This is a genomic window from Caulobacter sp. 17J80-11 (assembly GCF_014349105.1).
GTDB lineage: Bacteria > Pseudomonadota > Alphaproteobacteria > Caulobacterales > Caulobacteraceae > 17J80-11.
Genome location: NZ_JACSJI010000010.1, coordinates 135,297 through 160,802 on the forward strand (window position 1 = coordinate 135,297; position 25,506 = coordinate 160,802).

The following is a 25,506-nucleotide window of genomic DNA, read 5'->3' on the forward strand; positions in this document are numbered from 1 at the left end:
GACGGGCGGGCGCCGAGGGCGCGCTTCGCGTGTTCTTTCTGGCAGGCCTCCACGGAACGCAGACATGATCGAACTGGTGATCCCCGCGCGGCGCAAGGACCTGGGCGGGTTCGAGGTGGGGCGGGTGCTGCCCTTCGCCCAGCGGCGGATGGTCGGGCCCTTCACCTTCTTCGACCACATGGGTCCGGTGACCCTGCCGCCGAACATTCCGCGCACCACCGACGTGCGCCCGCACCCGCACATCGGCCTGGCCACGGTCACCTACCTGCTGGACGGCGAGCTGACCCACCGCGACAGCCTGGGCGTGGAGCAGGTGATCCGGCCGGGCGAGGTCAACTGGATGACGGCCGGGCGCGGCATCAGCCACTCCGAGCGGTTCGAGGGCATGCGCGCCCACGGCGGCTTCATGGACGGCATCCAGGCCTGGGTGGCCCTGCCGGAAGCCGACGAGGAGATGGCGCCGGCCTTCGATCACTACGGCGCGGACGCCCTGCCCCGCTTCGGCGAGCCGGGCGTGGAGGCGCGGCTGATCGCCGGCGAGGCCTATGGCGTGAAGAATGCGGTGAAGACCCGCTCGCCGATGTTCTACGTGCACGCCGACCTGGCCGCCGGGGCGAGCCTGGGCCTGCCGGAGGGCCATCCGGAGCGGGCGGCGTTCGTCGCGCGCGGGCGGATCGAGGTGGAGGGCCAGGAATACGGCGTCGGCCAGATGGTGGTGTTCGGCCCGCAGGCGGGCCCGGCGCTCCGGGCGCTGGAGGCCTCGAGCGTGCTGCTGCTGGGCGGCGAGCCGCTGGGGCCGCGGCACATCTGGTGGAACTTCGTCTCGTCCAGCCGCGAGCGGATCGAGCAGGCCAAGGCCGACTGGAAGGCCGGGCGGATCCCGCTGCCCACGCTGGACAATCAGGAGTTCATCCCCCTGCCCGAAGACCCGCCGAAGCCGACGCCGGAGCCGATGTCCTGATCCATTTGTTTGCGCATTTTCCGCGCCGAACCGGCGTCCACTTCGGCTGAAAATGCTCTCTGCGTCCGCCTCGGCTGAAATGCCGGACGATCGCTAGTTCGCCCGCTCGGGCGGAACGACGCCCAGACCCAGCAGCACCTGGGCCAGCTCCTCGGTGGTGATCGGCTTGACCAGGACCGGCGCGTCGAAGTCGCCGGCCCCGTTGGCGTAGTCGCCGTAGCCGGTGGCGAACACGAAGGGCACGTCCAACGCGTCGAGCCGCTCGGCGATCGGGGTGCTCGAGAGCCCGCCCAGATTGGCGTCCAGAACGGCGGCGGCGGGCCGGGCGACGTCGATCGCGCGCAGCGCCTCTTCGACGTCGGCGATCGGGCCGACCACGCGCCAGCCCAGGCCTTCCAGCCGCTCCTTCATGTCCAGGCCGACCAGGGCCTCGTCCTCGACCAGCAGCAGGGGCTGCGCGCCCGCGTCGCCCGGCGCCGCCCCGCCGCGCCGGGGGGTTCGGGTCAGCGGGATCTCCAGCTCGACCTGCAGTCCCTCCGCCCGCCAGGCGTGGCGCAGCACGCCGTTCAGCTGGCGTTCGACCGAGGCCTGGACCAGCACCGAGCCGAAGCCCTTGCCGCGCGCCTCCGGCACCTGCGGGCCGCCGCTCTCGCTCCAGACCAGCTTGAGCCGGCCCGCCTCGCGGTCGACGCTCCAGCTCAGGTCCACCGAGCCGCCGGGGACGGACAGGGCCCCGTGCTTGGCGGCGTTGGTGACCAGTTCGTGCAGCACCAGGGCGATCGGCTGGGCCGCGTCGGGGCGCAGCATGAATTCCGGCCCGTCCAGCCGGATCCGCCGCCGGCCGCCCTCCAGCACGCCCTGGTAGGCCTCGACCTCCTCCTCGGCCAGTTTGCCCAGGCTCGCGCCGGTCCAGCGCGAGGCGGCCAGCAGGTCGTGGGCCCGGGCGATGGCCTGGATGCGGCCCTCGACGGCGGCGGCGAAGGCCTCGCGGGTCTCGGCCTTGGTCAGGCGCACCACCGCCTGCACGACGGCGAGCGCGTTCTTGGCCCGGTGATCGACCTCGCGCATCAGGAGGCGCTGGTGCTCCTCCGCCTCCTTGCGTTCGGTGACGTCCTGGACGACGCCCAGCAGGCGCAGCGCGCGTCCGTCGTCGCGCTCCATCACCCGGGCCCGACTTTCGATGTGGCGGACCGCGCCGGACGGCAGTTCGATGCGATAGCCGCGGTCGCATGAGCCGAGCCCCTCCATGCAGCCACGCACGTCGGCTATGGCCTGGTCGCGGTCATCGGGGTGCACGCGTCCGGCCCACTCCCCGAAGGTCACGTAGGGCTTCTCCCGCGGCCAGCCGAAGATCTCGCAGAAGGTCGCGCTGCAGACGGCGTGGCCGGTGCGCGCGTCCCAGTCCCAGCTGCCGACCCGGCCGATCTCCTGCGACATGCGCAGGCGCTCCTCGTTCTCGGCGGTGAGGCGATAGAGGCGCTGGTCCTCCATGGCCGAGCGCGCCCGGCGCAGGTTCTCGGTCATGATCGCCACCACGGCGAGGGTGAAGGCCATGATGGTGACGAACTGCTCGTCGCCCAGCCACTGCAGGCCGGCCCGCGTTCGTGAGCCGGTCAGGGCCCCGAACAGGGCCAGGGCGGCGGCGAACAGGGTGACGGTGGTGGTGGCGCGCGCGTCCAGCAGGAAGGCGGTGAGGATCAGTACCGGCACCAGGTGCATGGGATAGATGCCGCCGGGATGGTCAGGGGCGACGTAGGCGGCCCAGCCCATGACCGCCGTCGCCGCCAGCAGGCCGGCGAAGATCAGCCACCACTGGCGCTCGCGGCTCAGCGGCTCGGGCCGGGCCCAGGTCAGGATCGCCGGCGCGACCACCACGACGCCCAGCATGTCGCCCAACGTCCAGCGGGCGAAGACCACCTCGGCGGCGCCGCGGCTCATGCCGGTCAGGGCCATCAGGCCGAGGACCGCGATCAGGGCCGAGATCGCGCCGCTGCCCAGGCCGCCGACGAAGGTCAGGTTCAGCATGTCGCGCGGGCGGCGCAGGCACCGGTCCATGCCCAGCCGCTGCAACCCCCAGACGCTGGCGGCGGAGGCGGCGGTGTTGCCGGCCGCCATCAGCACGCTCAGCGCCACGGGATAGGGCGCCCGGTCCAGCCCGCCGGCGGCGAGCGCGCCCACGAACACCACCGGCCAGAGCCGCAGGCCGCCGATCAGCAGGCCCGCGATCGCCACGCCGGACGCCGGCCAGACCTGGGACACCGGCGTGGTCGAGGTGGTCCACTGCAGGCCGGCGTAGGACAGCAGGGTGTAGGCCGCCAGAAAGGCGACGACGCCGACGAGCCTCTGTCGTGGAATCGCCATGGGCGCCCGCTGCGACCGGTCCTGCCGGTTCAACCGCCGAGCCGCGCGGGCGTTCGCGTCCGGACCGAAAAGCAGGACGGGCGGGAGCCCGATCGAATAAAAGCGTCGGGAGAACGGAGGCCGGCCATAGGTCGAGGCATGGACTTACTGGGCGTAGAGGGCGCCGCACAGGCGCGGCACGTCCTCGGCCGCCTCTACCGGGCGGCCGTCGAGGCCGCGCTGCCGCGGGCCTGCTTGGCCGCGCGGCTGCCCGAGCCCCCGCGCGGACGGACGGTCGTGGTCGGGGCCGGCAAGGCCGCGGCCGCCATGGCCCAGGCGCTGGAAGCCGCCTGGCCCGGCCCTCTGTCCGGGCTGGTTATCACGCGCCATGGCCACGGCGCCGACTGCCGCCGGATCGAGGTGGTCGAGGCCGCCCATCCGGTGCCGGACGAGGCCGGCCTGGCGGCCACCGACCGGCTGGTCGAACGCGTGTCAGGCCTCGGCGAGGACGACCTGGTGCTGTGCCTGCTCTCCGGGGGCGGATCGGCCCTGCTGACCCGTCCCGCGCCGGGCGTGCCGCTGGCCGACAAGCAGGCGGTGACGCGGGCGCTGCTGAAGAGCGGCGCGCCGATCGCCGAGATCAACTGCGTGCGCAAGCACCTGTCCGCCATCAAGGGCGGGCGCCTGGCGGAACTGGCCGCGCCGGCCCGCGTGGTGACTTTGGCTGTTTCCGACGTGCCCGGCGACGATCCGTCGGTGCTGGCGTCGGGGCCGACCACGCCGGATCCGACCACCCGCCAGGACGCGGCGGCTATTCTGGCGCGCTACGTGCCGCACGCCCCGGCCTCGGTCACGGCGTGGCTGGCCGACCCGGCCTCGGAGACGCCGAAACCGGACCCGCAACGGACGCCCGACTTCCGGATCATCGCCTCGCCGGCCCTGGCGATCGAAGCCGCGAAGCGGGCGGCCGAGGCGCTCGGCTACGCGGTCCTGGTGCTGGGGCCCTACCTCGAGGGCGAGGCCCGGGAGGTCGCCCGCGCGCACGCCGGGGTCGTGCGCGACATCCTCGCCGGCAAGGGCCCGGTCCAGGCGCCTTGCGTCGTGCTTTCGGGCGGAGAGACGACGGTCACCGTGCGCGGCCCGGGCCGGGGCGGCCGCAACGCCGAATTCCTGCTCGCGCTGGCCGTCGAGCTGGACGGCACGCCAGGCGTCGAAGCCCTGGCCTGCGACACCGACGGGATCGACGGGTCGGAAGACAACGCCGGCGCCATGATCGGCCCGGACGTGCTCGCTCGCGCGGCGGCGCTGGGCGTGTCGGCCAAGGACCGGCTCGCCGCCAACGACGCCCACAGCTTCTTCGAGGCCGTCGGCGGGCTGGTCTTCACCGGGCCCACCCGGACCAACGTCAACGACTTCCGCGCGATCCTGATCGAACGCACGCCTGCTTAGGCGGTCTTCGCCCTGGCCCGCAGCCACAGGCAATAGCCGATGGTCACGACGATCCCCGCGATGACCGCGCCACATCCGGCCGTGATCGCCACCTGCATCGGCGCGAAGGCCCACAGCCCCGCGTAGGCGAGCCCGCTCAGCACCATGGACCAGCCGGCGACCCGCTGGGCCTGGCGGGCGCAGGCGCTGGGGACCACGGTCTTGGGAATGCGATTGCCGAACCAGGCGATCATCAGCCCGTTCAGGCCGACGACCAGCCGCGTGACCGTGTCGTTGTCGACGTAGCCATGGTGGCGCGCGTAGCTGGCGGCGAGCGCCACGACGAGGATCCCGCCGCCCCAGGCGAGCGCGCCCTTCAGGTCCTTGTTCATCGTCCGGTCTCCTTGTTGGGCTCGGACTTCGGCTCGGAGGCCTCGGCGCCGAAGCCGAACGAATGGGCGAAGCCCAGCAGCGCCTCTTCAAGCACCGAGAGCTTCAGGTGGTAGATGACCGACTTGCCGGCCTTTTCGGCGTGCACCAGGTCGGCCTCCTTCAGCACCGCGAAGTGCGCCGACATGGTCGGCTTGGAGACGTCGAACTGATCGGCGAGCTCGCCGGCGCTCATCGGCCCCTTGCGCAGGAGCAGCAGCACGCGGCGGCGGGTCGGATCGGAAAGGGCTTTGAACACATGGCTCATGATGAGACGATTAGCTAATTGTCTAAATGAGTCAAGCGGGCGTTTGCGCGCCCGGAAGAGCCGCTGACGATGGTCGACGCCGGAAACGAGAAAGGCCGGGTCCTGCGACCCGGCCTCTTCGCGATCCCTTGAAGGGAAATGGCGCGCCCGAAAGGATTCGAACCTCTGACCCCCAGATTCGTAGTCTGGTGCTCTATCCAGCTGAGCTACGGGCGCCTGTCTTTCCGCCGGGTGGCCGGCGGCGAGGGCGCGATACCTAGTCGGAAACTTTCCGGCGCGCAAGCCGTCCCGCGACGGTTTTCTCGACGAACCTGCGCGCGCGGAAAATCTGCTGTTGATTAAGGGATGATCGAGCCCAGGCCGCGCAGGACAGCCCGGGTCTTGTCCCCTTTCGACGGCTTCTGCGGCGGGGCCTGCGGCGTTTCGCCGTCCCCGTCCGCCATCGCGGCCATGTCCATGCCGAGCAGGCCGCCGGTGGTGGATTTGTAGCGGACCTTCACCGCCCACTCGATGTTCCAGGGGACCTTCGGGTCGGCCGGACGCGGCGGATAGCTGAAGTTCGCCTCGCCGCCGAAGGCGATCATGCTGAGCATGGCGCTGGGCGCGGCCTGCACCACCTCGGCCGGCACGCGGCACTCGGTGGTCTGCGGGTTCATCAGCGCCTTCTGGGCCACCAGGCGATGCAGGTCGTCCTGGGCCATGTAGTCGCGCCACCCCATGGCCAGGCCCTGCACCTCGCTGGAGCTCCACATGACCATGGTCTCGCCGTCGCCCCCGACCACGTTGGCCAGGTAGGCCTGGGACCCGGCGACGGGCTTCCAAGCCAGCCGCACCGAACCCGCCTCGGTCGGATCGTTCGAGGTCAGGGTCAGCGGCGCCAGGAAGTCCTGCCCCTGGGCCAGGGCGAAGCGGATGTCGGAGGTGTAGTTGCCGCGGATCAGGTGCTCGCCGATCAGCGAGCCGTCGCCCGGCACGCGCGTGCGGGTCCTCGGGTTGGGCCACTCGCCGTAGGTCGCGTTGCGGTCGGCCGAGGGGCCCTTCATCGGCGAGACCGCGATGGTCTGCAGGTTCGTCATGGGGCTGTTCGGGCCCAGCTTGGCGAAATCGATCACCACCGGCTGGCCCGGCCGCGCGCGATCGCCGCAGCCCCAGTAGATCAGCATCTTGCCGCGCGGCTTCTCCATGCCCTCGAAGCTCATCGGCCCGGTGGTCGCCGGCGCCGGCCCGCGCACGGGGGTGACCAGCGGCAGGCTCTGGCCGGCCTTGAGGACGGCCGGCGGCAGGTGCTCGGCGCTGGGGGCGCCCGTCGGAGTCGTCGAGGAGCCGAGCCGCAGATCAAGCGTATGCACGACCTGGTCGGGGCTGCCGCCCCCGGCCGCCATGCTCATCATCGCGCTCATGTCCGGGCGGCCGCCCCCGCCGGCGAACATGCCGTTCGCGGTCTCGGCGCTCATCCAGTAGGTCGAAACCGGGCCGGTCACCTGCTGCTGGGGCTGGGCCGGGGCCGCGCCCACGCCCATGAACGCAGCCGCCAGCACGGTCGCCTTGCGCCACTCCATCATCGGAGAACCTCGTTATATGAGACAACGAGGTTCCTAACACAGCCACGCTTGCCCGGCTATCGGCCTGCCTATCGGGCCGCCACCGAGGTCGCCCAGTCCTCGACCGGACAGCCCGGCCAGGCGCGGGCGGCGTAGACGCCGCGGGCGACGGCGCGGGCCAGGCAGTCGGCGGCCAGCGCCCCGATGCGGGCCACGGCCAAGGCGCGCGGCTCGGCGATCTCCACCTGGCCGGTGGCCAGCGCGAACACCACGTCGCCGTCGAAGGGCGCGAACACCGGGCGGATGGCGCGGGCCAGGCCGGCGCGGGCCATCACCGCCACCCGCTTGGCCTCGGCGGCGGTCAGGACCGCGTCGGTGGCGACGCAGGCGACCGTGGTGTTCTCGCGCGGGCCGGGGTCGAGCTTGGCGTAGGGCCAGGCGTCCGGCTCGGCGTAAAGCTCGCCCGGGTCGGTGCCGCCGAACTCGCGGCCGATCTCGTAGGGCGCGGCCCAGAACGAGCAGCCGTCCGGCCCGACCACCGAGCCGAACGAGTTGACCGCGGCGAGCGCGCCCACGGTGATCCCGTCGGCCGTCACCGCCGACACGGAGCCCAGCCCGCCCTTCAGCGCGCCGGCGACCGCGCCGTAGCCGGCCCCGGCCGTGCCCAGCGCGAACTCCGACCCGGCGTTCGCCAGGGCGGCGCGACCCAGCGCGGCGTAGGGCGGAGCGTCGACCCAGGCCTTCGCGCCGCCGTTGTTCAGGTCGTAGAGGATGGCCGCCGGCACGATCGGCGAGGGCGGCACCCCGTCGATATCGCGCACCCGGTAGCCGCGCCCGCTCGCGCCCAGCCCCGCGCACACGCCGTCGGCCGCGGCCAGGCCGTAGACCGAGCCGCCCGACAGCACCACCGCGTCCACCCGCCCGACCAGGTTCTCCGGGGCCAGGGCGTCGCCCTCGCGGGTGCCCGGCCCGCCGCCGGAGACGTCGATCGCCGCCACGGTCAGGGCGTCGGCGAGCACGACGGTGACGCCGGTGCGGGCCAGCTCGTCGTGCGCGGAGCCGACCGAAAGACCAGCGACGTCGGTGATCAGGTTGCGCGGGCCGGGGCCGGCGCGGCGGGGCGAATCGGGGGTGCTCATGAGGAACCATGGTCGGCGAAGCGACGTCCGGGGTCCATCGACGGTTTGCGAGGAAGCGTTCGCGCGTTATCTGCGTCGGTGAAGCTGGAGGTCGTATGCGTCTCGTCGCCGTACTCGCCGCCGCCCTGGCCGTCTCGGCCTGCGCGCAGATCAATCCGTTCCCGGCCGAGAAGCCGGCCGCGCCCGCGGCCGGCGCCGCGCCGCAGATGCTGGTGGCCGCGGCCAACCCGCTGGCGGCGGAGGCCGGGATGGACGTCCTGAAGCGCGGCGGCTCGGCCGTCGACGCCGCGGTCGCTATCCAGTCCGTGCTGGGCCTGGTCGAGCCGCAGAGCTCCGGGCTCGGCGGCGGGGCCTTCATGCTGGTCTACGACGCCAAATCGGGCGAGATCACCGCCTATGACGGCCGCGAGACCGCTCCGGCCGGCGCCTCGCCGACCATGTTCCTGGACGAGGCCGGCAAGCCCCTGCCCTTCGACCAGGCGGTGATCAGCGGCCGCTCCACCGGCGCGCCCGGCGTGGTGGCCATGCTGTCGGCCGCCCACGGCGAGCACGGCCGACTGGCCTGGAAGGACCTGTTCGGCAGCGCCGAGCGGCTGGCCGACGAAGGCTTCACCGTCAGCCCGCGGCTGTCGAACTTCGTCAACGGCCAGGCCCCGCAGAACGCCCGGCCGGACGTGCGAGCCTATTTCACCGAGGCCGACGGCACGCTGGTGGAGACCGGCGACACCCTGAAAAACCCGGCCTACGCCGCCACCCTGCGCGAGATCGCCGCCGACCCGCGCGCCTTCTATGAGGGACGCATCGCCTCGGCCATCGAGGCCAAGGTGCACGAAGGCCCCCGCCCCGGCACGCTGAGCGTCGCCGACCTGAAGGGCTATCGCCCCGGCAAGGGCGCGCCGGTGTGCACGCACTACCGCGTCTACCTGGTCTGCTCGGCCGCGCCGCCGTCCAGCGGCGTGTCGCTGCTGCAGGCGCTGGAGATCCTGGAGCGCACCGACGTCGCCCGGCACGGCGCGGGCGACCCGCAGGGCTGGTTCCTGTTCACCCAGGCGCAGCGGCTGATGTACGCCGACCGCGACCGCTATGTCGGCGACCCGGCCTTCGTCGAGGTGCCGACCGGCGGCCTGCTGGACGCCGCCTACGTCGACAGCCGCGCCGCCCTGATCGGCGAGCGGGCCGGCCCGGCGCCTTCGCCCGGCACGCCGCCCGGCGCGGGCGTGCGCGCCCCCGACCGCACCCGGGAGCCCGCCGGCACCTCGCACTTCGTCGTGGTCGACCGCGAAGGCAACGTGGTCAGCATGACCACCTCGGTGGAGAGCCTGTTCGGATCGGGGCGCATGGCCGCGGGCTTCTTCCTGAACAACCAGCTCACCGACTTCTCCTTCTCGCCGACGGAGAAGGACGGCGTGCCGGCCGCCAACGCGGTGGCGCCGGGCAAGCGGCCGCGCTCGTCGATGTCGCCGGTGATCGTGCTGGACCGCCAGGGCCGCTTCGTCGCCGCCCTGGGCTCGCCGGGCGGCTCGAACATCCTGGCCTACAACCTGAAGACCCTGCTGGGCGTGCTGGACTGGAACCTGAGCATGCAGCAGGCCATCGACCTGCCGAACGTGATCTCGCGTGGTGACACCACCTACGGCGAGGCGGACAAGCTCAGCCCCGAGGTGCGGGCGGGCCTGACCGAGCGCGGCGTGACCGTCCAGACCGGCCGCGGCGAAGGCTCGGGCCTGCACGGCGTGATCCGTCGCGGCGACCGGCTGGAAGGCGGGGCGGACAAGCGGCGCGAGGGCGTGGTGCTGACGGCGCAGTAAGAGCCGAAGAGCTAGGCCGCCCCGCGCGCGTTCGCCCGCAGGGCGCCGGGCAGGCGGATCTCGAACACCGAGCCATCGGGGCCGGTCCTCACCAGCACCAGGTCGCCCCCGTGGCTGCGGGCCAGTTCGCGCGAGATGGCCAGGCCCAGGCCCGCGCCGCCGGCGGTGGCCGAGCCGGCGAACGGCTGGAACAGGTGCTCGCGGGCCTTCTCCGGCAGGCCGGGACCGTCGTCGGCGATGCGCACCACGGTGTCGCCGCTGCGGACCTCGGCGGCGACGGTCACCTGGCCGCGGCCTTCCCGCTCGGGCAGGGCTTCGATCGCCTGGCGGGCGTTGCGCATCAGATTGAGCAGGATGCGGTGCAGCTGTTCGGGGTCGGCCTCCAGACGGAAGTCGGACGGCGCCTCGACCTCCAGCCGCACGCCTTGCGGGGCGAGCCCGGCGTCCTCGGCCGCGGCCTCCACCGCCGGCGCCAGGGCCAGGGCGCGGGGCGCGGAGGCCGGCTCCTCGCTCTTGCCGTAGTTCAGCACGTTCTGGGCCAGGCCCAGGGCGCGGTCCAGCGCCCGCTCCAGCCGCGGCAGGGCCTTGGCCACGGCCGGGTCTCCGGAGGCGGCCAGGCGGTCCGAGGCCATCTGGGCGCTGGTCAGCATGTTGCGCAGGTCGTGGTTGATCTTGGCCACCGCCTCGCCGAGCGCCGCCAGACGCGCGCGGGCGCGGAGCGCCTGGCGCACCTCCTCCTGCATGCGGACCAGTTCTTCCTCGAGGATGCCGATCTCGTCGTGGCGGCCTGAGACTTCAGGGGCGGCGGACGGGTCCTCGGGATCGGCCCGGAAGCGTTCGATCGATCCGGTGATGCGCTTCATGGGCCGCACGATGAAGACCGTCAGGGCGGTGAACACCGCGCCGCCGGCCAGCAGGGACAGCGCCGCCGAGACCAGCAGCGAGCGAAGCAGATAGACCCCGAGCGCCTGCTGCAGCGGCCGTGCGGGCGCCACCACCTCCACGAACTCGCCGCTGCGGAACTGCGGCTTGGCGACGACCCGGATCATCCGGTCGCGGTCGCCGAACAGGGTCAGCCACGGATCGACCAGCCACCAGGCGTCGCGCCCGCGGCGCAGGTCGACCAGCACCGGCGGCCGGTTGAAGCGCGGCACGTCCGACAGCAGGCGGCGCGCGCCTTCGACCTGCACGGCCACGGCCGTGACGCCCGCGCCCTGCAGCAACTGGCCGCGCAGGTCGGCGGCGACTTCGTTGTTGGGGGCCGCCTCGACCGCGAGGGAGGCGATTTCGGCCGAGCGCACACGGTCCAGCAACCAGCGCTCGTGGTAGGCCGCGAGCGACGGCAGCAGGATCATCGCCGCCGTGACGAGGGCGAACGCGCTGGCCAGCAACAGCAGGCGCGCGTGCAGCCCGCTCGGCCAGCGGATCTTGAGCGGCGGCCAAAGGCGCTTCATCAGCGTCACCGTGCGCGAACCGCGACATGCGGCCCGCAGACCACGGACTACTTCAGCCGAACCGTTTGAGCAACGAAACCAGCGCCCGCGTGCGCCCGGAGAACAGGATCGGCGTGTAGAAGGCCCCGGCCAGGCGCTTGTGGATCTCGCCGCGCGTCGGATAGGGCGCGATGAAGGAGGTGAAGGCGCGCAGCGGCAGCTTCGCGTCCAGCGCCAGCGCCCACGGGTGGATCAGCTCGCCGGCCGAACGGCCGACCAGGGCCGCGCCCAGGACCTTGCCGCGCGGGTCCAGCACCAGCTTGCCGAAGCCGCGCACGTCGCCCTCCGCCACCGCGCGGTCGTTGCCGCTGAACGGGACGGTCAGGACCCGGACCGCGTCGCCGTGGGCGGCGCGCGCCTGCGTCTCGGTCAGGCCGACGACCGCCACCTCCGGATCGGTGTAGGTGACCCGCGGCACGACCAGCCGCTCGACGTCCACGCGCTGGGCGAACAGCGCCTTGCGCACCACCAGGCCCGCGTGGGCGCCGGCGACATGGGTGAAGAGCTGGCGGCCCGCCGCGTCGCCGACCGCGAACACCGCGCGATTGGAGACCGAGCGCAGCATGCTGTCGGTGTGGACGCCGTGCGCGTCGTAGGCGACGCCGGCGGCTTCCAGGTCCAGGCCGTCGAGGGCCGGCTTGCGCCCGACCGCCACCAGGAGGTGGGCGCCCTCCAGCCGCCGGCGTTCGCCGCCGACCTCGACCGTCAGGCCCACGCCGGCCGGCGCGTGCTCGACCTCCAAGACGCGCGCGCCGGACAGACGCTCGACGCCGTCGAGCCGCAGCTGCTCGAGCAGGGGCTCGACCAGGTCGCGGTCCTCGCGCGGCAGCGGCGAGCCATGCTCGATCACCACCACCTCCGAGCCCAGCCGGCGGAACGCCTGGCCCAGTTCCAGCCCGATCGGACCGGCGCCCAGCACCAGCAGGCGTGCGGGCAGCTCGTGCAGCGAAAAGATCGTCTCGTTGGTCAGATAGGCGACGCTCTCCAGGCCCGGTACGGCCGGCAGGCGGGGGTGCGAGCCGGTGGCGATCACGACCTTGCGGGCGGTCACCGCCACGCTGTCGCTCTCGACGGCCCGTGGTCCGGTGAAGCGGGCGGCCTCGCGCACGACGGTGACGCCGAGCCCCTCGAAGCGGCCCTGGCTGTCGTGCGGCGCGATCGTCTCGATGGCCCGGCGCACGTGGGCCATGACGGCGGGGAAGTCGATCTCGGGCTGAGCGCGCACGCCGAGCCGCTCGGCCGAGCGCGCGGACGCGGCGGCGTCGGCGGCGGCGATCAGGGCCTTGGAAGGGACGCAGCCCCAGTTCAGGCAGTCGCCGCCCATCTCGCCCTTTTCGAACAGGACGACCTTGAGCCCCAGCTGCGCGGCGCCGGCGGCGACCGACAGGCCGCCCGAGCCGGCCCCGATCACCGCCAGGTCGGCGCGTACGCGCCGGCGGGTCATAGGACCGGGGCCTTGCGCCCGGCTATGGCGCGGACGATCGGCGGCAGGACCAGCGACAGGAAGGCCAGGCCCAGCAGCGGGAAGAGCACGAACGGCTCGAAGATCAGCTTCAGGTTCGGCGTCTCGCCGCGGTCGAAGACCTCGCCGAGGCTGGCGCCCACCGCGCTGTAGATGAAGGTGGCCGGCAGGATGCCGATCACGGTGGCCGCGGCGTAGGCGCGGATCGGCACGGCGGCCAGGCCCGAGGCGATGTTGATCAACACGAACGGCACGACCGGGATCAGCCGCAGGGTCAGGATGTAGGAGAAGGCGTTGCGGTCGAACCCGGCGCGCAGGCGCGCCATGGTCCCGCCGGAGTGCTCGGCCCGCTCGCGCAGCCAGCCGCCCAGCACCGAACGCACGGCGTAGTAGACAAAGATCGCGCCGGCGGTCGCCGCCACGGCCGTGACCGATCCGCCGACCCAGGTGCCGAACAGGAAGCCGCCGGTCAGGGTCAGGAACAGCGCGCCCGGGATGGCCGCGGTGGTGGCGATCGCGTAGGCCGCCACGTATAGGGCCAGCGCCGTCCAGAAGTGCGCGTCCACGAAGTCGCGAAGCTGCTGGTGACGCTCGCGCAGCACGTCGAGCGAGACGTAGCGGTAAAGCCCGCTGAAATAGACCACGGCGACGAGGGCCGCGATCAGGAGCAGCGGCGCGCCGCGCCGGAGGAGCGTCTTCATCTGATCAGCAGTCTAGCATGTCGCAGGGGCGTCCCCCAGCGGATCGCACGCCGGGCGATTGACTCTCGAAAAGCGCTCCGTTAGACACCGCGCCTCGTTTCGACGACGGCCCGTCCACCGGCGGGCCTTCTTGATGTGGAGCCAGTTTCGTGAAGCGGACCTATCAGCCGAGCCGACTCGTGCGCAAGCGCCGTCACGGCTACCGCGCGCGCATGGCCACCAAGAACGGCCAGAAGATCGTCGCGCGCCGTCGTGCCAAGGGCCGTAAGCGCCTGACCGCCTAAGCGGTTTCTTCCGCTCGTCCCGGCGGGCGAAAGAATGGCCGATCAGCCCAAAATCGATCGCCTAAAACGGCGGCCCGAGTTTCTCGCGGCCGCCAAAGGCGTTTCCATGCCCCGCGGCGCCATCGTGCTGCAGGCGCTGGACCGCGCCGACGGCGACACCCGCATCCGGGTCGGCTTCACCGCCACGCGCAAGATCGGCGGGGCGGTCGAGCGGAACCGCGCCAAACGGCGCATGCGCGAGGCCGCGCGCCTGCTGGTGCCGCAGTTCGGCACGCCCGGTTTCGACTATGTGCTCATCGCCCGCGGCGGCGCGACGTCGCGGGCCTGGGTCCGTTTGCTTGACGACGTGAAAACCGCGCTGATAAGGCTCGCGGCCGGCGGCGAGCGCGCCCCCGGCGCCTGAGCGTGCGCCCTTAAGTTTCCCGCGAAAAGAAGCCCGCGATGCAGAAAGAAAACGCCCGCAACACGATCATCTTCATCGTGTGCACCCTGGCGATCCTGCTTCTCTACCAGCACTTCGTCCTGCAGCCGCAGGCCGAGCGGCGCCAGGCCGCGGCGAAGGCGGCGGCGGCCGCCGTGCAGACCGCGCCCGCGGCCGGCCCGACGGGGCGCCCGGCGGTCACGCAGTTCGCCGAGCGTAGCCAGGCTCTGGCTTCCAGTCCGCGGGTGAAGATCCAGACGCCGCACCTGGCCGGTTCGGTGTCGCTGGAGGGCGGTCGCATCGACGACCTGTTCCTGACCCAGTACCGCGAGACCCTGGCCAAGAACTCGCCCCCGGTCGAGCTCTTCCGCCCCGAGGGCGCGGAGCACGCCTACTTCGCCGATTTCGGCTGGACCCCGGGCAACGCCGCGTCGGCCGTGTCCGACCTGCCGGGCGGTGCGACCCAGTGGCAGCTGGCCGCCGGCGACGTGCTGGCCCCGGGCAAGCCCATCACCCTGACCTACGCCAACCTGACGGGCCTGCGCTTCACGCGCACCATCTCGGTCGACGACAACTACATGTTCACCGTCACCGACACGGTGGCGAACGAGAGCGGCCGCCCGCTGACGCTCGCCCCCTACGGTTCGGTGCAGCGCCAGGGCGTCCCCCCGGTCACCGGCCGCCAGACCATGATCTCGCACGAAGGCGCCGTGGGCGTGTTCGGCCAGAAGCTGTTCAAGAAGGCCCGCTACAAGGACTGGCGCAAGAAGGGGCTGATCCAGGAGACCGCCGACTCGAACGGCGGCTGGGTCGGCATCACCGACAAGTACTGGCTGGCCGCGGTCATCCCCGACCAGGCCCACAAGATGAACGGCGCCTTCCGCGTCACCCCGCGCGGCGCCGTGGACGTGTACGAAGCCAACTTCGTCGGCCAGCCGGTGGTCGTGCCGGCCGGCGGCCAGGTCAGCTCGACCAGCCACCTGTTCGCCGGCGCCAAGCGCGAAGAGATCCTGAGCGGCTACCAGAAGAAGCTCGACATTCCCCGCTTCGACGACGCGATCGACTGGGGCATGTTCTGGTTCCTGACCCGCCCGATCTTCTGGCTGCTGGAGAAGTTCTACGGCCTGGCCGGCAACTTCGGCGTCGCCATCCTCATCCTCACCGTCACGGTGAAGGCGATCATGTTCCCGCTGGCCAACAAGGCCTTCGAGTCCATGTCGAAGATGAAGAAGCTGCAGCCGAAGATGGAGGAGCTGAAGAAGAAGTACGGCTCCGATCCGCAGAAGCAGCAGCAGGAGACCATGGCGCTCTATCAGCGGGAGAAGATCAACCCGCTGGCCGGCTGCCTGCCCATCTTCATCCAGATCCCGGTCTTCTTCGCCCTCTACAAGGTGCTGTCGGTCACCATCGAAATGCGGCACGCGCCGTTCTTCGGGTGGATCCACGACCTGTCGGCGCCCGATCCGACGACCATCTGGAACCTGTTCGGCCTGATCCCGTGGGACCCGTCGACGGCGCCGATGATCGGCGGCCTGCTGCACGGCAACCTGCACATCGGCGTGCTGGCCATTCTCTACGGCCTGACCATGTGGCTGCAGCAGAGCATGAACCCGCCGGCGACCGATCCGGTGCAGAAGCAGATGATGCAGTTCTTCCCGATCGTGTTCACCTTCATCATGGCCGGGTTCATGGCCGGGCTGCTGGTGTACTGGATCTGGAACAACGTGCTGTCGATCGGCCAGCAGTACGTGATCATGCGCCGGTTCGGGACGGAGAACCCGATCGACGACCTGATCGCCAAGCTGCGCGGCCAGCCGAAGCCCGCCCAATGACGCACGACTCCGGGACGTACGAATCCGGGACGTCCGAAGCCGAGACGATCGAGGCCGCGCGAATCCTGTTCGCGCGGCCCGCCGTTTTCCTGATGGGCGCGGCCAAGATCGACCAGTTGCCGGCCCCGGACCTGCCGGAGGTGGCCTTCGCCGGCCGCTCCAACGTCGGCAAGTCCAGCCTGATCAACGGTCTGGTGAACCAGAAGCACCTCGCGCGCGCCTCCAACGAGCCGGGCCGCACGCGCGAGGTGAACTTTTTCGTGCTGGACGAGCGGCTGCGGCTGGTCGACCTGCCGGGCTACGGCTTCGCCAAGGTGTCGCGCGAGACGGCCAAGAAGTTCCAGAACCTGGGGCGGTCCTACCTGCGCGGCCGGCCGAACCTGAAGCGGGTCTATCTGCTGATCGATTCCCGCCACGGCCTGAAGGCGCCGGACAAGGAAGCCATGGACGCGCTCGACCTGGCGGCGGTCAGCTACCAGATCGTGCTGACCAAGGCCGACAAGCTGAAGCCGGCCGAGGTCGAGAAGGTCACGGCCGAGACCCTGGAGGCCATCCGCAAGCGCCCCGCGGCCTTCCCGCGGGTGCAGGCGACCTCCAGTGAAAAGGGCTTCGGCCTGCCGGAGCTGCGCGCCGAGATCGCCCAGGCCTGCGAGATCGACTTGGGCGGCATCTAACCCTCCCTTCTCCCCTTGCGGAAGAAGGTGGCCGGCGGAGCCGGCCGGATGAGGGGTGCCTGCACCTCGATTTCAGAATGAAGAGCTGTCGAGCGCCAGGCCTTCAGGCCTCGCGCCGACACCCCTCATCCGACGCGCTCCGCGCGCCACCTTCTCCCGCAAGGGGAGAAGGACAGTCGTCGTCAGACCACCCCCGACGCCAGCAGGGCGCCGATCACGATCGCCGCCAGCGCGGCGAGGCCGAGCGCGAGCCCGACCTTGCCGTGCAGCCGGGGGCGCTCGGGGCCCATCACCGCGCGTCCTTCACCACCACGCCGCCCTTGATCACCACCGGCACGTGCTCGAGCACGGTGACGTCCTTCAGGGGATCGCCCTTCACCGCGATGATGTCGCCGTAGCGGCCGACCGCGATGGCCCCGACGTCCTTGTCGCGGTCCAGCGCCTTGGCGGCGGTGACGGTGGCGGCCTGGATCGCCTGCAGCGGGGTCATGCCGTAGCGGACCATCACCGCGAACTGCTTGGCGTTGTCGCCGTGCGGATAGATGCCGGCGTCGGTGCCGAAAATCATCTTCACCCCGGCCTTGGCCGCCTTGCGGAAGTTCTCGCGCTGGATGTCGCCGATCTCGGCGTCCTTGCGGATGTTCTCCTCCAGCACCCCGTTCTTGCGCCCTTCGGCCTGGGTGTAGTCGGTGTTGTAGATGTCCATAGAGAAGTAGGCGCCCTTCTCCTTGGCCAGGCGGATGCCCTCGTCGTCGACCAGGCTGACGTGCTCGATGGTGTCGACCCCGGCCAGGATGGCCTCGCGGATGCCCGAGGCGCCGTGCGCGTGGGCGGCGACCTTCATGTCGGTCATGTGCGCCTCGTCGACGATGGCCTTCATCTCCTCCAGCGTCAGCTGCTGGGCGCCGGGCGTGTCGCCGTGGGAGAACACCCCGCCGGTGGCGCAGATCTTGATCACCTGGGCGCCGTACTTGTGCAGCTTGCGCACCATCTTGCGGCCCTCGTCGGGGCTGTCGATCACCGCCGGGCTGACCTCCTCCATCGAGGGCGGGAAGAAGGTCGAGTCGCAGTGGCCGCCGGTCGCGCCGATGGCGTAGGTCGCCGTCACGATCCGCGGCCCGGGCACGTAGCCGGCGTCGATCGCCTCGCGCAGGCCGACGTCGGAATAGGCGCTGGAGCCCACGTTGCGCACGGTGGTGAAGCCGGCGTTCAGCGTGTCCTTGGCGTTCTTGGTGGCCACCACCGTCCAGAAGGCGTCGGAGTACTGCAGGTAGTTGTAGCCGCCGACCTCGGCCAGGCTGTCCAGGTGGACGTGGGCGTCGATCAGGCCCGGCAGCAGGGTCATGCCCGGCAGGTCGACCCGCTTCACATCGGACGACAGCCGCACAAGGTCCTGCGAGCCGACGGCGGTGATGCGCCCGTCGGTGACGAGCACGACCGGGCGCTCGACCACCTTGCCCGACTCGACGTCGATCATGCGGTCGGCGGTGACCGCCACGGTTTCAGCGTGGGCCGCACCGGCGGCCAGCAGGGCGGCCAGGGCGGCCCCGAGAAGCGAACGCGACATGTGAACTCCCCCAATCTTCGAGGGGGACGCTCTCACGCGGCCGCGCGCCGATCAACGGCGCCGCTTAGACGGCCCCGCCTCCGCCCAGCTTTTCGTTGAGCCGGCCGGTGCCGCCGCACATCGGGCAGACCTCGCCGGAGCCGAGCGTGCCGGAGCCTCCGCATTCAGGACAGACGTTCTCGGCGGAGACAGGATCCCCCTCCGGGCGGGGACCGAGGCCCTGGTCGTCGATCTCATGCTCTTTCATGACGCGCCTCCGGCAGGAGAACGCGTCGGCGTCAGGCGCGGTTTCGGAAAAGCCCCGGGAGTCGCCGCCCCGGCCGTCGATCCGGCTCTCGTCATGTTCACCGACCGGCATGAGGTGAAGCGCGCGCCCGGACTTTCGTGCGGTAGGCCCGTGACAGGCCTGTCCGCGTGCGCTATCGCGCGCCCGACATGACCACGACCCCCGACGCCGAGAACCAGGGCTGGGCCACCGCCAAGACGCTGGCGGAAGCCCTCCCCTACATCCAGATCTACGACCGCGAGACGGTGGTCGTGAAATACGGCGGCCACGCCATGGGCGAGGAAGCCGTGGCCAAGCAGTTCGCCGCCGACGTGGTGCTGCTGAAGCTGCTGGGCGTGCACCCCGTGGTGGTGCACGGCGGCGGGCCGCAGATCTCGGCCATGCTGGACCGCGCCGGGGTGAAGTCGACCTTCGTCGACGGCCTGCGGGTGACGGACCGGGCGACCATGGAAGTGGCCGAGATGGTTCTGTCCGGCGCGATCAACAAGGAGATCGCCAACTGGATCACGCTGGCCGGCCGCGAGGCGGACGTGCGCGGCGTGGGCCTGTCGGGCAAGGACGCGCGGCTGATCACCGTCGAAAAGGCGCGGCGCACAAAACGCGACCCGGACAGCAACATCGAGCGCATCGTCGACCTCGGCTTCGTCGGCGAGCCCAAGGACGTCGACCCGCAGTTGATCGAGGCGCTGATCTACGCCGAGGCCGACTACGTGCCGGTGATCGCGCCGATCGGCGTGTCCGAGGACGGCGAAACCTTCAACGTCAACGCCGACACCGTGGCCGGGGCGGTCGCCGGCGCGCTGCGGGCCAAGCGCATGCTGCTGCTGACCGACGTGCCGGGCGTGCTGGACAAGAACGGCGAGCTGATCCGTCAGATGACCGTGGCCGAGGCCCGCAAGCTGATCGCCGACGGCACCGCCACCGGCGGCATGATCCCCAAGCTGGAGACCGCCATCGCCGCGGTCGAGAGCGGGGTCGAGGCCGTGATCGTGCTGGACGGCCGCCGCCCGCACGCCATGCTGGTCGAGCTGTTCACCGAGCACGGCGCCGGCACCATGGTGAAGGCGGGATGAGCGCGGACCTGAGCCGGGTCGAGACCTGGATCTTCGACCTCGACAACACGCTCTACCCGGCCGAGTGCGAGTACATGGCCCTGATCGAAGGCAAGATGACCGCCTTCGTCATGCGCGAGACCGGCCTGCCGCGCGACGAGGCCAAGGCCTTGCAGAAACGCTATCTGCACGAGCACGGCACCACCCTGGCCGGCCTGATGGCCCACCACGGCGTGGATCCGCGCGCCTTCCTCGACGAGGTGCACGACGTGGCCATGGACCGGCTGACGCCGGACCCGGCCCTGCTCGCGGCCTTGGCGCGGCTGCCGGGACGGCGTCTGGTGTTCACCAACGGCGGCTCCAAGCACGCCGAACGTGTGCTGGAGCGCCTGCAGATCGGCGACCTGTTCGAGGACGTCTTCCACCTGGAGGCGGCCGACTTCGTGCCCAAGCCGGCCCAGGCCACCTACGAGAACCTGGTGCGCATCCACGGCGTGGATCCGCGCGCCGCGGCCTTCTTCGAAGACAGCGAACGCAACCTGAAGCCGGCCGCCGTGCTGGGCATGGCCACCGTCCTGGTCGGCGCCCACGCGGCCCTGTCCAGCGCCGACTTCGTCCACCACCGAACCGACAAACTCCCGCCGTTCCTGATGAACGCGCGGATCAGGACCGCCGCATGAACGAGCTGATCCCCCTGCAAGCCGAAGTCGAAGCCGCCTGGGAGGCGCGCGTCGAGCTGACCCCCGACACCCGCGGCCCGATGCGCGACGCGGTCGAGCAGGCGCTGGCCCTGCTCGACGCCGGCAAGGCGCGCGTGGCCGAGAAGGTCCACGGCGAATGGGTCACCAACCAGTGGCTGAAGAAGGCCGTGCTGCTGTCCTTCCGCCTGCACCCCAACTCGGTGATGCCGAGCGCGGCCGGCCTGCCCGGCATGGGCCCCTGGTGGGACAAGGTGCCGAACAAGTTCGCCAGCTGGGGCGACAAAGAATTCGCCGCCGGCGGCTTCCGCGCCGTGCCGGGCGCGGTGGTGCGCCGCGGCGCCCACATCGGCAAGAACGTCGTGCTGATGCCGTCCTTCGTGAACATCGGCGCCTTCGTCGACGAGGGCACGATGGTGGACACCTGGGCCACGGTCGGCTCCTGCGCCCAGATCGGCAAGAACGTGCACATCTCCGGCGGCGCTGGCATCGGCGGCGTGCTGGAGCCGCTGCAGGCCAACCCGACCATCATCGAGGACGGCTGCTTCATCGGCGCCCGCTCGGAAGTGGCCGAAGGCGTGATCGTCGGCGAGGGCGCGGTGCTGTCGATGGGCGTGTTCCTGTCCGCCTCGACCAAGATCGTCGACCGCGCCACGGGCGAAGTGTTCCGCGGCCACGTCCCGCCCTATTCGGTGGTCGTGCCGGGCTCTCTGCCCGACCCGAAGGGCGGCCCGAGCCTGGCCTGCGCCGTCATCGTCAAGCGCGTCGACGCCCAGACCCGGTCCAAGACCAGCGTCAACGACCTGCTGCGGGACTGACAGATCTCCCTCCCCTTCATGGGAGGGAGAATCCAGTCTCACCCGCCCTGAAGCGAGTTCCAGGTGCGCCCGGTCGAGGCCGGGGCCGGGGCGGCGGTCTTGGCGCGCAGCCAGGCCAGGTTCTTTTCCGCCTGCTCGGGCGGCAGGTCCTCGCGGATCAGCCGCTCGGCCTCGGCGGTCTTGCCCTGCAGGCCCAGCACCAGGGCCAGATTCTGGCGGGTCTGCAGGCTCGCGCCCGGACGGGCCACGGCCTGGCGCAGCAGGGTCTCGGCCTGGGCCGCGTTGCCGTTCGCCGCGTAGCTGAGCGCCAGGTTGGTCAGCACCGCCGGATTTTCCGGCGACAGCTTCAGAGCCTCTTTCCAGACGACCACGGCGTCGTCGTGGCGGCTGACCTGCTCGTAGGCCACGCCCAGCAACGAGGGAGCGCGCCAGTCCTTGGGCGCGGCGGCCATCGCCTTTTTCAGCGGATCGATGGCGTAGAAGCCCTGGCCGCGGCCGATGTGCGCCCGGCCCAGCTCCAGCATGGCCTCGACATTGCCCGGATCCGTCACCAGCACGCGGTCGGCGGCGGCGGCGGCCTCGGGATAGCGTTCCATAGCGCGCAGGGCGGCCGACAGCTTCACGCCCGCCTCCCCGTCCTGCGGGTCGGCGTCGAACACCGAACCCCAGAAGGCCGCGCGGGCCAGCGGGTCGAGGCGGTCGGCCTGGGCGCGTTCCTCCTTGCTGGCCTTGCGCGGCGCGGCCGCTGCGGCGGCGGGCGCGGTCTTGCCGGCCGGCGCCTTGGCCGTGGTCTCGGCGGGCGCGTCCTTCTTCGACTTGCCGAACAGGCCGGCCTGCGCCGGCGCGGCGGCGGCGAAGACCGCCACGGCGACGGTTGCGGCGAACGCCAGCTTGCGCGACATCAGAGCGCCTCCTTGAACCTTCGTCCGGAGGGTCGGCGCGTCGCCCCAAGGAAGCGTTAACAGCCCGTCCGAGGCCCCATGCACGACGTTCTGATCACCGCCGCCCAATCTGCCGCCGCCATCCCGGTTCAGCTGATGCTGGAGGAGGAGTTCAAGGCGCTGCCCGAGGGCGTGCTGCGCGCCACCTGCGAGGCCCAGCGGTTCAAGGCGCAGAGCGGACACGTCGCTTCGATCTCGGGACCGGACGGCAAGCTTGAGCGGATCATCTGGGGCCTGGGCGGCAAGCTGGAACCGATGAGCCTGCGCGCCCTGCCGACCAAGCTGCCGGCCGGCGACTACGTGATCGAGAACCCGCCGGCCGACGCCGGCGAGATGGTCGCCCTGGCCTGGGCGCTGGGGTCGTACGTGTTCGACCGCTACAAGAAGCGCGAGGACCGGGTCCGTCCGCGCCTCGTCGCGCCGGAAGGCGTGAACCTCGACCACGTCCGCCATGTGGCCGGCGCCTGCGAGCTGGCGCGCGAGATGGTCGACACCCCGGCCGCCGACATGGGCCCCCTGCAGATCGAAACCATCGCCCGCGAGATCGCCGAGGCGCACGGCGCGCGGATCGGCGTGGTCACCGGCGCCGACCTGCTGGAGGAGAACTATCCGGCCGTCCACGCCGTGGGCCGCGCCGCCGCCCCGCACCGCGCGCCCCGTGTGATCGAGCTGGCCTGGCGCGAGGACCGCGCGGAGCTGCCGCTGATCGCCCTGGTCGGCAAGGGCGTGGTGTTCGATTCCGGCGGCCTGGACATCAAGCCCGCGTCGGGCATGCGCAACATGAAGAAGGACATGGGCGGCGCCGCCCACGCCCTGGCGCTCGGCCGGCTGATCATGCAGGCGGACCTGCCGGTGCGGCTGGTCGTGCTGGTCGCGGCGGTGGAGAACGCCATCTCGGGCGACGCCTTCCGGCCCGGCGACGTGCTGTCCACGCGGCTGGGCAAGACCATCGAGATCGGCAACACCGACGCCGAAGGCCGGGTGATCCTGTCGGACGTGCTGGCCCGCGCCGGCGAGCTGGAGCCGACCCTGACCTTCGACTTCGCGACCCTGACGGGCGCCGCGCGCGTGGCGCTGGGGCCGGAGCTGCCGCCGTTCTACACCGACGACGAGGGCCTGGCGGTGGAGATCGCCGCCGCCGCCAAGGCGCACGCCGACCCGATGTGGCGCATGCCGCTGTGGCCCGGCTACCAGGACGCGGTGAAGAGCGACATCGCCGACGTGCGCAACGACTCCGCCGACTGGGCCCAGGCCGGCTCGGTGACCGCGGCGCTGTTCCTGAAGCACTTCGCGCCGAAGGCGGGCAGCTGGACCCACTTCGACGTGTTCGCCTGGAACTCGCGCGGGCGGCCGGGCTGGCCGGTCGGCGGCGAGGCGCAGGCGATCCGCGCGGTGTTCGCGATGCTCGCCAAGCGGTTTCCCGCCGCGCGTTAACCGGGTCTTCGGAACCGGGGACTAAGGATCGCGGTCCGCTAGTTCATCGCCCGGAGTCCCCGGTGACCGAAGAATTCGATCCCCGCACCACCCTGGCCCGGCCCGATCTGGCCGAGCAGGCCCTGGAAGGGATCGTGCGCGCCCAGCGTTACGCCGAGCCGAGCCGCCGCCAGTGCGCCGTCGCCGCGACGGCCATCCGCAAGGCGTCCGACGCCGCCTCCGAACAGCAGGACCAGCTGGTCTTCGGCGAAGCCTTCGACGTGCTCGACGAAAAGGACGGCTGGGTCTGGGGCCGCGCGCGCCGCGACGGCTATGTGGGCTGGGTCGAGGCCGCCGCCCTGGCCGAGCCGGTGCTGGCGCCGACCCACCGGGTCGCGGCCCTGCGCACCTACGCCTTCGCCGAACCGGACCACAAGTCGGCGGTCGCCGTGCTGCTGACCCTGAACAGCCTGGTCACGGTCGAGGCCCGCGAGGGACGGTTCGTGAAGATCGCCCGCGCCGGCTGGGTGGTCGAGGACCACCTGGCCGCCTTCGACATCTTCGAGCGCGACGCCGCCGCCGTCGCCGAACGCTACCTCGGCGCGCCTTACCAGTGGGGCGGACGCGAGAGCCTGGGACTGGACTGCTCGGGCCTGGTGCAGCAGGCGCTGTACGCCTGCGGCCGCGCCTGCCCGCGCGACGCCGACATGCAGGCCCGCGAGACCGGCGAGACGATCGAGGCCGGCGACGGCTTCGCGAACCTGCGCCGCGGCGACCTGGTGTTCTGGGAAGACCACGTCGCGCTGATGGTCGACGAGGCCCGCATCATTCACGCCACCTCCTGGCACATGCAGGTGGCGGTCGAGCCGCTCGCCGCGGCCGTGGCCCGGGTCGGCGCGCCGACGACCTTCCGCCGCCTCTGAGGCTCGCGAGCGCCAGCTTGTCAGTCGGGGCCCTCTAGGCCCACTCTCCCCGCCGAAGCGATCGGGGAGCGTCGGCGTGACGAACTTGCTCGTGTTCATTGCGTCCACTGCCCTGATCTACGGCTTCCTGCGGATGGTCGAGCTGGCGCGTCCGGCGGGCCGGCAGGGGGCCTGGCGGCTGAACGTCGGGATCGGCCTGATCAACCACGCCGGCACCCAGCTGATGCTGCTGACCGTCGGGCCGGCCACCGCGCTGCTGGTCAACCGCCTGGGCGGCGGCCTGATCGACTTAGGGCCGCTGGGCCTCTGGGGCGTGGCGCTCTACGTGCTCGTCTCCGACCTCGGCGAATACCTGTTCCACCGCGCCCAGCACGTCGTGCCGTTCCTCTGGCGGCTGCATTCGCTGCACCACAGCGACGCGGCCATGAACGTGACCACGAGCAACCGCCATCACTGGCTGGACCCGCTGCTGAAGGGCGTGTCGATCTTCGCGATCGTCGGCCTGCTGTTCAGGGTCACGCCCGCGGCGCTGGCCGCCTACAGCCTGATCTGCTTCTGGCACTACGTCGTGCACGCCAACATCCGGCTAGGCTTCGGCCGCTGGTCCTGGTTGCTGAACGCGCCCCAGTACCACCGCATGCACCACGCGACGGCCAGCGAGTACCACGACTGCAACTACTCGGCCCTGTTCCCGATCTACGACCTCGTCAGCGGCAAGTACCGCCGGCCCGAGCCCGGCGAGTTCCCGGAGACCGGCCTCGACGACGGCCGCGCGCCCGCCACCCTGATCGCCGCCGCCACCTGGCGCTGACCGCGCTCGCGCCTCAGGCCGGACGCATGAAAAAGCCCCCGGCGCCGGAGCGTCGGGGGCTCAATTTTCAGTCCGTCGCCGGGATCAGCGGGCCGGGGCTTCCGCCTTGCCCGGCTCGGCCGTGGCGGCCTTCTGGGCGGCCGGCTGGCTCGGGGTGGCGGTCGGAGCGGGGGCGCCCGCAGCGGCGGACGGCTCAGCGCCGGCGGCGGCCGGAGC

General features: G+C 71.6%; 24 protein-coding genes and 1 tRNA gene. 13 read left to right on the forward strand and 12 right to left on the reverse strand.

Annotated elements, in window-relative coordinates; genetic code table 11:
- Positions 1-64: 64 nt before the first annotated feature.
- Positions 65-961: a pirin family protein gene (locus H8B08_RS12130; protein WP_187450458.1), complete on the forward strand. Its 897-nt coding sequence runs from the start codon at positions 65-67 to the stop codon at positions 959-961.
- A gap of 93 nt (positions 962-1,054) precedes the next feature.
- Here the strand turns inward: H8B08_RS12130 and H8B08_RS12135 are convergent, their stop codons facing one another.
- Positions 1,055-3,322, reverse strand: a complete 2,268-nt coding sequence (locus H8B08_RS12135) for an HWE histidine kinase domain-containing protein (RefSeq protein ID WP_187450459.1) — start codon at positions 3,320-3,322, stop codon at positions 1,055-1,057.
- A gap of 138 nt (positions 3,323-3,460) precedes the next feature.
- Between H8B08_RS12135 and H8B08_RS12140 the strand changes: the two genes are divergently transcribed.
- A complete protein-coding gene (locus H8B08_RS12140; RefSeq protein WP_187450460.1) occupies positions 3,461-4,750 on the forward strand; it encodes a glycerate kinase in 1,290 nt (429 codons plus the stop codon).
- Here the strand turns inward: H8B08_RS12140 and H8B08_RS12145 are convergent.
- The 5 genes from H8B08_RS12145 to H8B08_RS12165 form a co-directional block, all read right to left on the reverse strand.
- Positions 4,747-5,121, reverse strand: a complete 375-nt coding sequence (locus H8B08_RS12145; RefSeq protein ID WP_187450461.1) for an SdpI family protein — start codon at positions 5,119-5,121, stop codon at positions 4,747-4,749. The genes H8B08_RS12140 and H8B08_RS12145 overlap by 4 nt on opposite strands.
- Positions 5,118-5,426 (reverse strand): autorepressor SdpR family transcription factor, encoded by a 309-nt coding sequence (locus H8B08_RS12150; RefSeq protein ID WP_187450462.1) that lies wholly within the window; start codon positions 5,424-5,426, stop codon positions 5,118-5,120. Before H8B08_RS12150 ends, H8B08_RS12145 begins: the two co-directional genes overlap by 4 nt.
- Positions 5,427-5,565: 139 nt before the next feature.
- Positions 5,566-5,642, reverse strand: a tRNA-Arg gene (locus H8B08_RS12155).
- A gap of 122 nt (positions 5,643-5,764) precedes the next feature.
- On the reverse strand, positions 5,765-6,988 hold the full coding sequence (locus tag H8B08_RS12160) for a hypothetical protein (RefSeq protein WP_187450463.1): 1,224 nt from the start codon (positions 6,986-6,988) through the stop codon (positions 5,765-5,767).
- Positions 6,989-7,056: 68 nt separating this feature from the next.
- On the reverse strand, positions 7,057-8,106 hold the full coding sequence (locus H8B08_RS12165) for a P1 family peptidase (RefSeq protein ID WP_187450464.1): 1,050 nt from the start codon (positions 8,104-8,106) through the stop codon (positions 7,057-7,059).
- A 95-nt stretch (positions 8,107-8,201) separates the two neighbouring features.
- Between H8B08_RS12165 and ggt the strand changes: the two genes are divergently transcribed.
- Positions 8,202-9,914: a gamma-glutamyltransferase gene (ggt, locus tag H8B08_RS12170; RefSeq protein WP_187450465.1), complete on the forward strand. Its 1,713-nt coding sequence runs from the start codon at positions 8,202-8,204 to the stop codon at positions 9,912-9,914.
- A gap of 11 nt (positions 9,915-9,925) precedes the next feature.
- On the opposite strand, the gene H8B08_RS12175 is transcribed toward ggt, so the two are convergent.
- Genes H8B08_RS12175 through H8B08_RS12185 form a run of 3 tightly spaced genes read right to left on the reverse strand, consistent with a single transcriptional unit; the run spans position 9,926 to position 13,570 of the window.
- Positions 9,926-11,368 carry a HAMP domain-containing sensor histidine kinase gene (locus H8B08_RS12175; RefSeq protein ID WP_187450466.1) on the reverse strand — a complete coding sequence of 481 codons (1,443 nt, stop codon included), beginning with the start codon at positions 11,366-11,368 and terminating at the stop codon, positions 9,926-9,928.
- A 52-nt stretch (positions 11,369-11,420) separates the two neighbouring features.
- Positions 11,421-12,851 (reverse strand): NAD(P)/FAD-dependent oxidoreductase, encoded by a 1,431-nt coding sequence (locus tag H8B08_RS12180; protein WP_187450467.1) that lies wholly within the window; start codon positions 12,849-12,851, stop codon positions 11,421-11,423.
- Positions 12,848-13,570 (reverse strand): TVP38/TMEM64 family protein, encoded by a 723-nt coding sequence (locus tag H8B08_RS12185; RefSeq protein ID WP_187450468.1) that lies wholly within the window; start codon positions 13,568-13,570, stop codon positions 12,848-12,850. The genes H8B08_RS12180 and H8B08_RS12185 overlap by 4 nt, the downstream gene beginning before the upstream one ends.
- Before the next feature lie 149 nt (positions 13,571-13,719).
- On the opposite strand from H8B08_RS12185, the gene rpmH reads away from it, so the two are divergent.
- The 4 genes from rpmH to yihA are packed head-to-tail and all read left to right on the forward strand — an operon-like array spanning position 13,720 to position 16,781.
- Positions 13,720-13,854 (forward strand): 50S ribosomal protein L34, encoded by a 135-nt coding sequence (gene rpmH / locus H8B08_RS12190; RefSeq protein ID WP_163263467.1) that lies wholly within the window; start codon positions 13,720-13,722, stop codon positions 13,852-13,854.
- Between the two features lie 34 nt (positions 13,855-13,888).
- Positions 13,889-14,257, forward strand: a complete 369-nt coding sequence (gene rnpA, locus H8B08_RS12195; protein WP_187450469.1) for a ribonuclease P protein component — start codon at positions 13,889-13,891, stop codon at positions 14,255-14,257.
- A gap of 38 nt (positions 14,258-14,295) precedes the next feature.
- The gene (gene yidC, locus H8B08_RS12200; protein ID WP_187450470.1) at positions 14,296-16,107 is read left to right on the forward strand and encodes a membrane protein insertase YidC; all 1,812 of its coding nucleotides are present in this window, start codon (positions 14,296-14,298) and stop codon (positions 16,105-16,107) included.
- Positions 16,104-16,781, forward strand: a complete 678-nt coding sequence (gene yihA / locus H8B08_RS12205) for a ribosome biogenesis GTP-binding protein YihA/YsxC (RefSeq protein WP_187450471.1) — start codon at positions 16,104-16,106, stop codon at positions 16,779-16,781. The genes yidC and yihA overlap by 4 nt, the downstream gene beginning before the upstream one ends.
- A gap of 289 nt (positions 16,782-17,070) precedes the next feature.
- On the opposite strand, the gene H8B08_RS12210 is transcribed toward yihA, so the two are convergent.
- Complete coding sequence (locus tag H8B08_RS12210) at positions 17,071-18,348, reverse strand: amidohydrolase family protein (RefSeq protein WP_187450472.1); 1,278 nt, start codon at positions 18,346-18,348, stop codon at positions 17,071-17,073.
- Between the two features lie 64 nt (positions 18,349-18,412).
- Positions 18,413-18,706: a hypothetical protein gene (locus tag H8B08_RS18930; RefSeq protein ID WP_222934445.1), complete on the reverse strand. Its 294-nt coding sequence runs from the start codon at positions 18,704-18,706 to the stop codon at positions 18,413-18,415.
- Between the two features lie 77 nt (positions 18,707-18,783).
- Between H8B08_RS18930 and argB the strand changes: the two genes are divergently transcribed.
- The 3 genes from argB to dapD are packed head-to-tail and all read left to right on the forward strand — an operon-like array spanning position 18,784 to position 21,202.
- The gene (argB, locus tag H8B08_RS12220; RefSeq protein ID WP_187450473.1) at positions 18,784-19,707 is read left to right on the forward strand and encodes an acetylglutamate kinase; all 924 of its coding nucleotides are present in this window, start codon (positions 18,784-18,786) and stop codon (positions 19,705-19,707) included.
- Positions 19,704-20,366 (forward strand): pyrimidine 5'-nucleotidase, encoded by a 663-nt coding sequence (locus H8B08_RS12225; RefSeq protein ID WP_187450474.1) that lies wholly within the window; start codon positions 19,704-19,706, stop codon positions 20,364-20,366. Before argB ends, H8B08_RS12225 begins: the two co-directional genes overlap by 4 nt.
- On the forward strand, positions 20,363-21,202 hold the full coding sequence (gene dapD, locus H8B08_RS12230) for a 2,3,4,5-tetrahydropyridine-2,6-dicarboxylate N-succinyltransferase (protein ID WP_187450475.1): 840 nt from the start codon (positions 20,363-20,365) through the stop codon (positions 21,200-21,202). The genes H8B08_RS12225 and dapD overlap by 4 nt, the downstream gene beginning before the upstream one ends.
- Before the next feature lie 38 nt (positions 21,203-21,240).
- Here dapD and H8B08_RS12235 read toward each other — a convergent pair whose 3' ends face one another.
- A complete protein-coding gene (locus tag H8B08_RS12235) occupies positions 21,241-22,104 on the reverse strand; it encodes a tetratricopeptide repeat protein (RefSeq protein WP_187450476.1) in 864 nt (287 codons plus the stop codon).
- A 78-nt stretch (positions 22,105-22,182) separates the two neighbouring features.
- On the opposite strand from H8B08_RS12235, the gene H8B08_RS12240 reads away from it, so the two are divergent.
- The 3 genes from H8B08_RS12240 (at position 22,183) to H8B08_RS12250 (ending at position 25,290) form a co-directional block, all read left to right on the forward strand.
- Positions 22,183-23,577: a leucyl aminopeptidase family protein gene (locus H8B08_RS12240; protein ID WP_187450477.1), complete on the forward strand. Its 1,395-nt coding sequence runs from the start codon at positions 22,183-22,185 to the stop codon at positions 23,575-23,577.
- A 62-nt stretch (positions 23,578-23,639) separates the two neighbouring features.
- The gene (locus H8B08_RS12245) at positions 23,640-24,479 is read left to right on the forward strand and encodes an NlpC/P60 family protein (RefSeq protein WP_187450478.1); all 840 of its coding nucleotides are present in this window, start codon (positions 23,640-23,642) and stop codon (positions 24,477-24,479) included.
- A 76-nt stretch (positions 24,480-24,555) separates the two neighbouring features.
- On the forward strand, positions 24,556-25,290 hold the full coding sequence (locus H8B08_RS12250; protein ID WP_187450479.1) for a sterol desaturase family protein: 735 nt from the start codon (positions 24,556-24,558) through the stop codon (positions 25,288-25,290).
- The last annotated feature ends 216 nt before the right edge of the window (positions 25,291-25,506 follow it).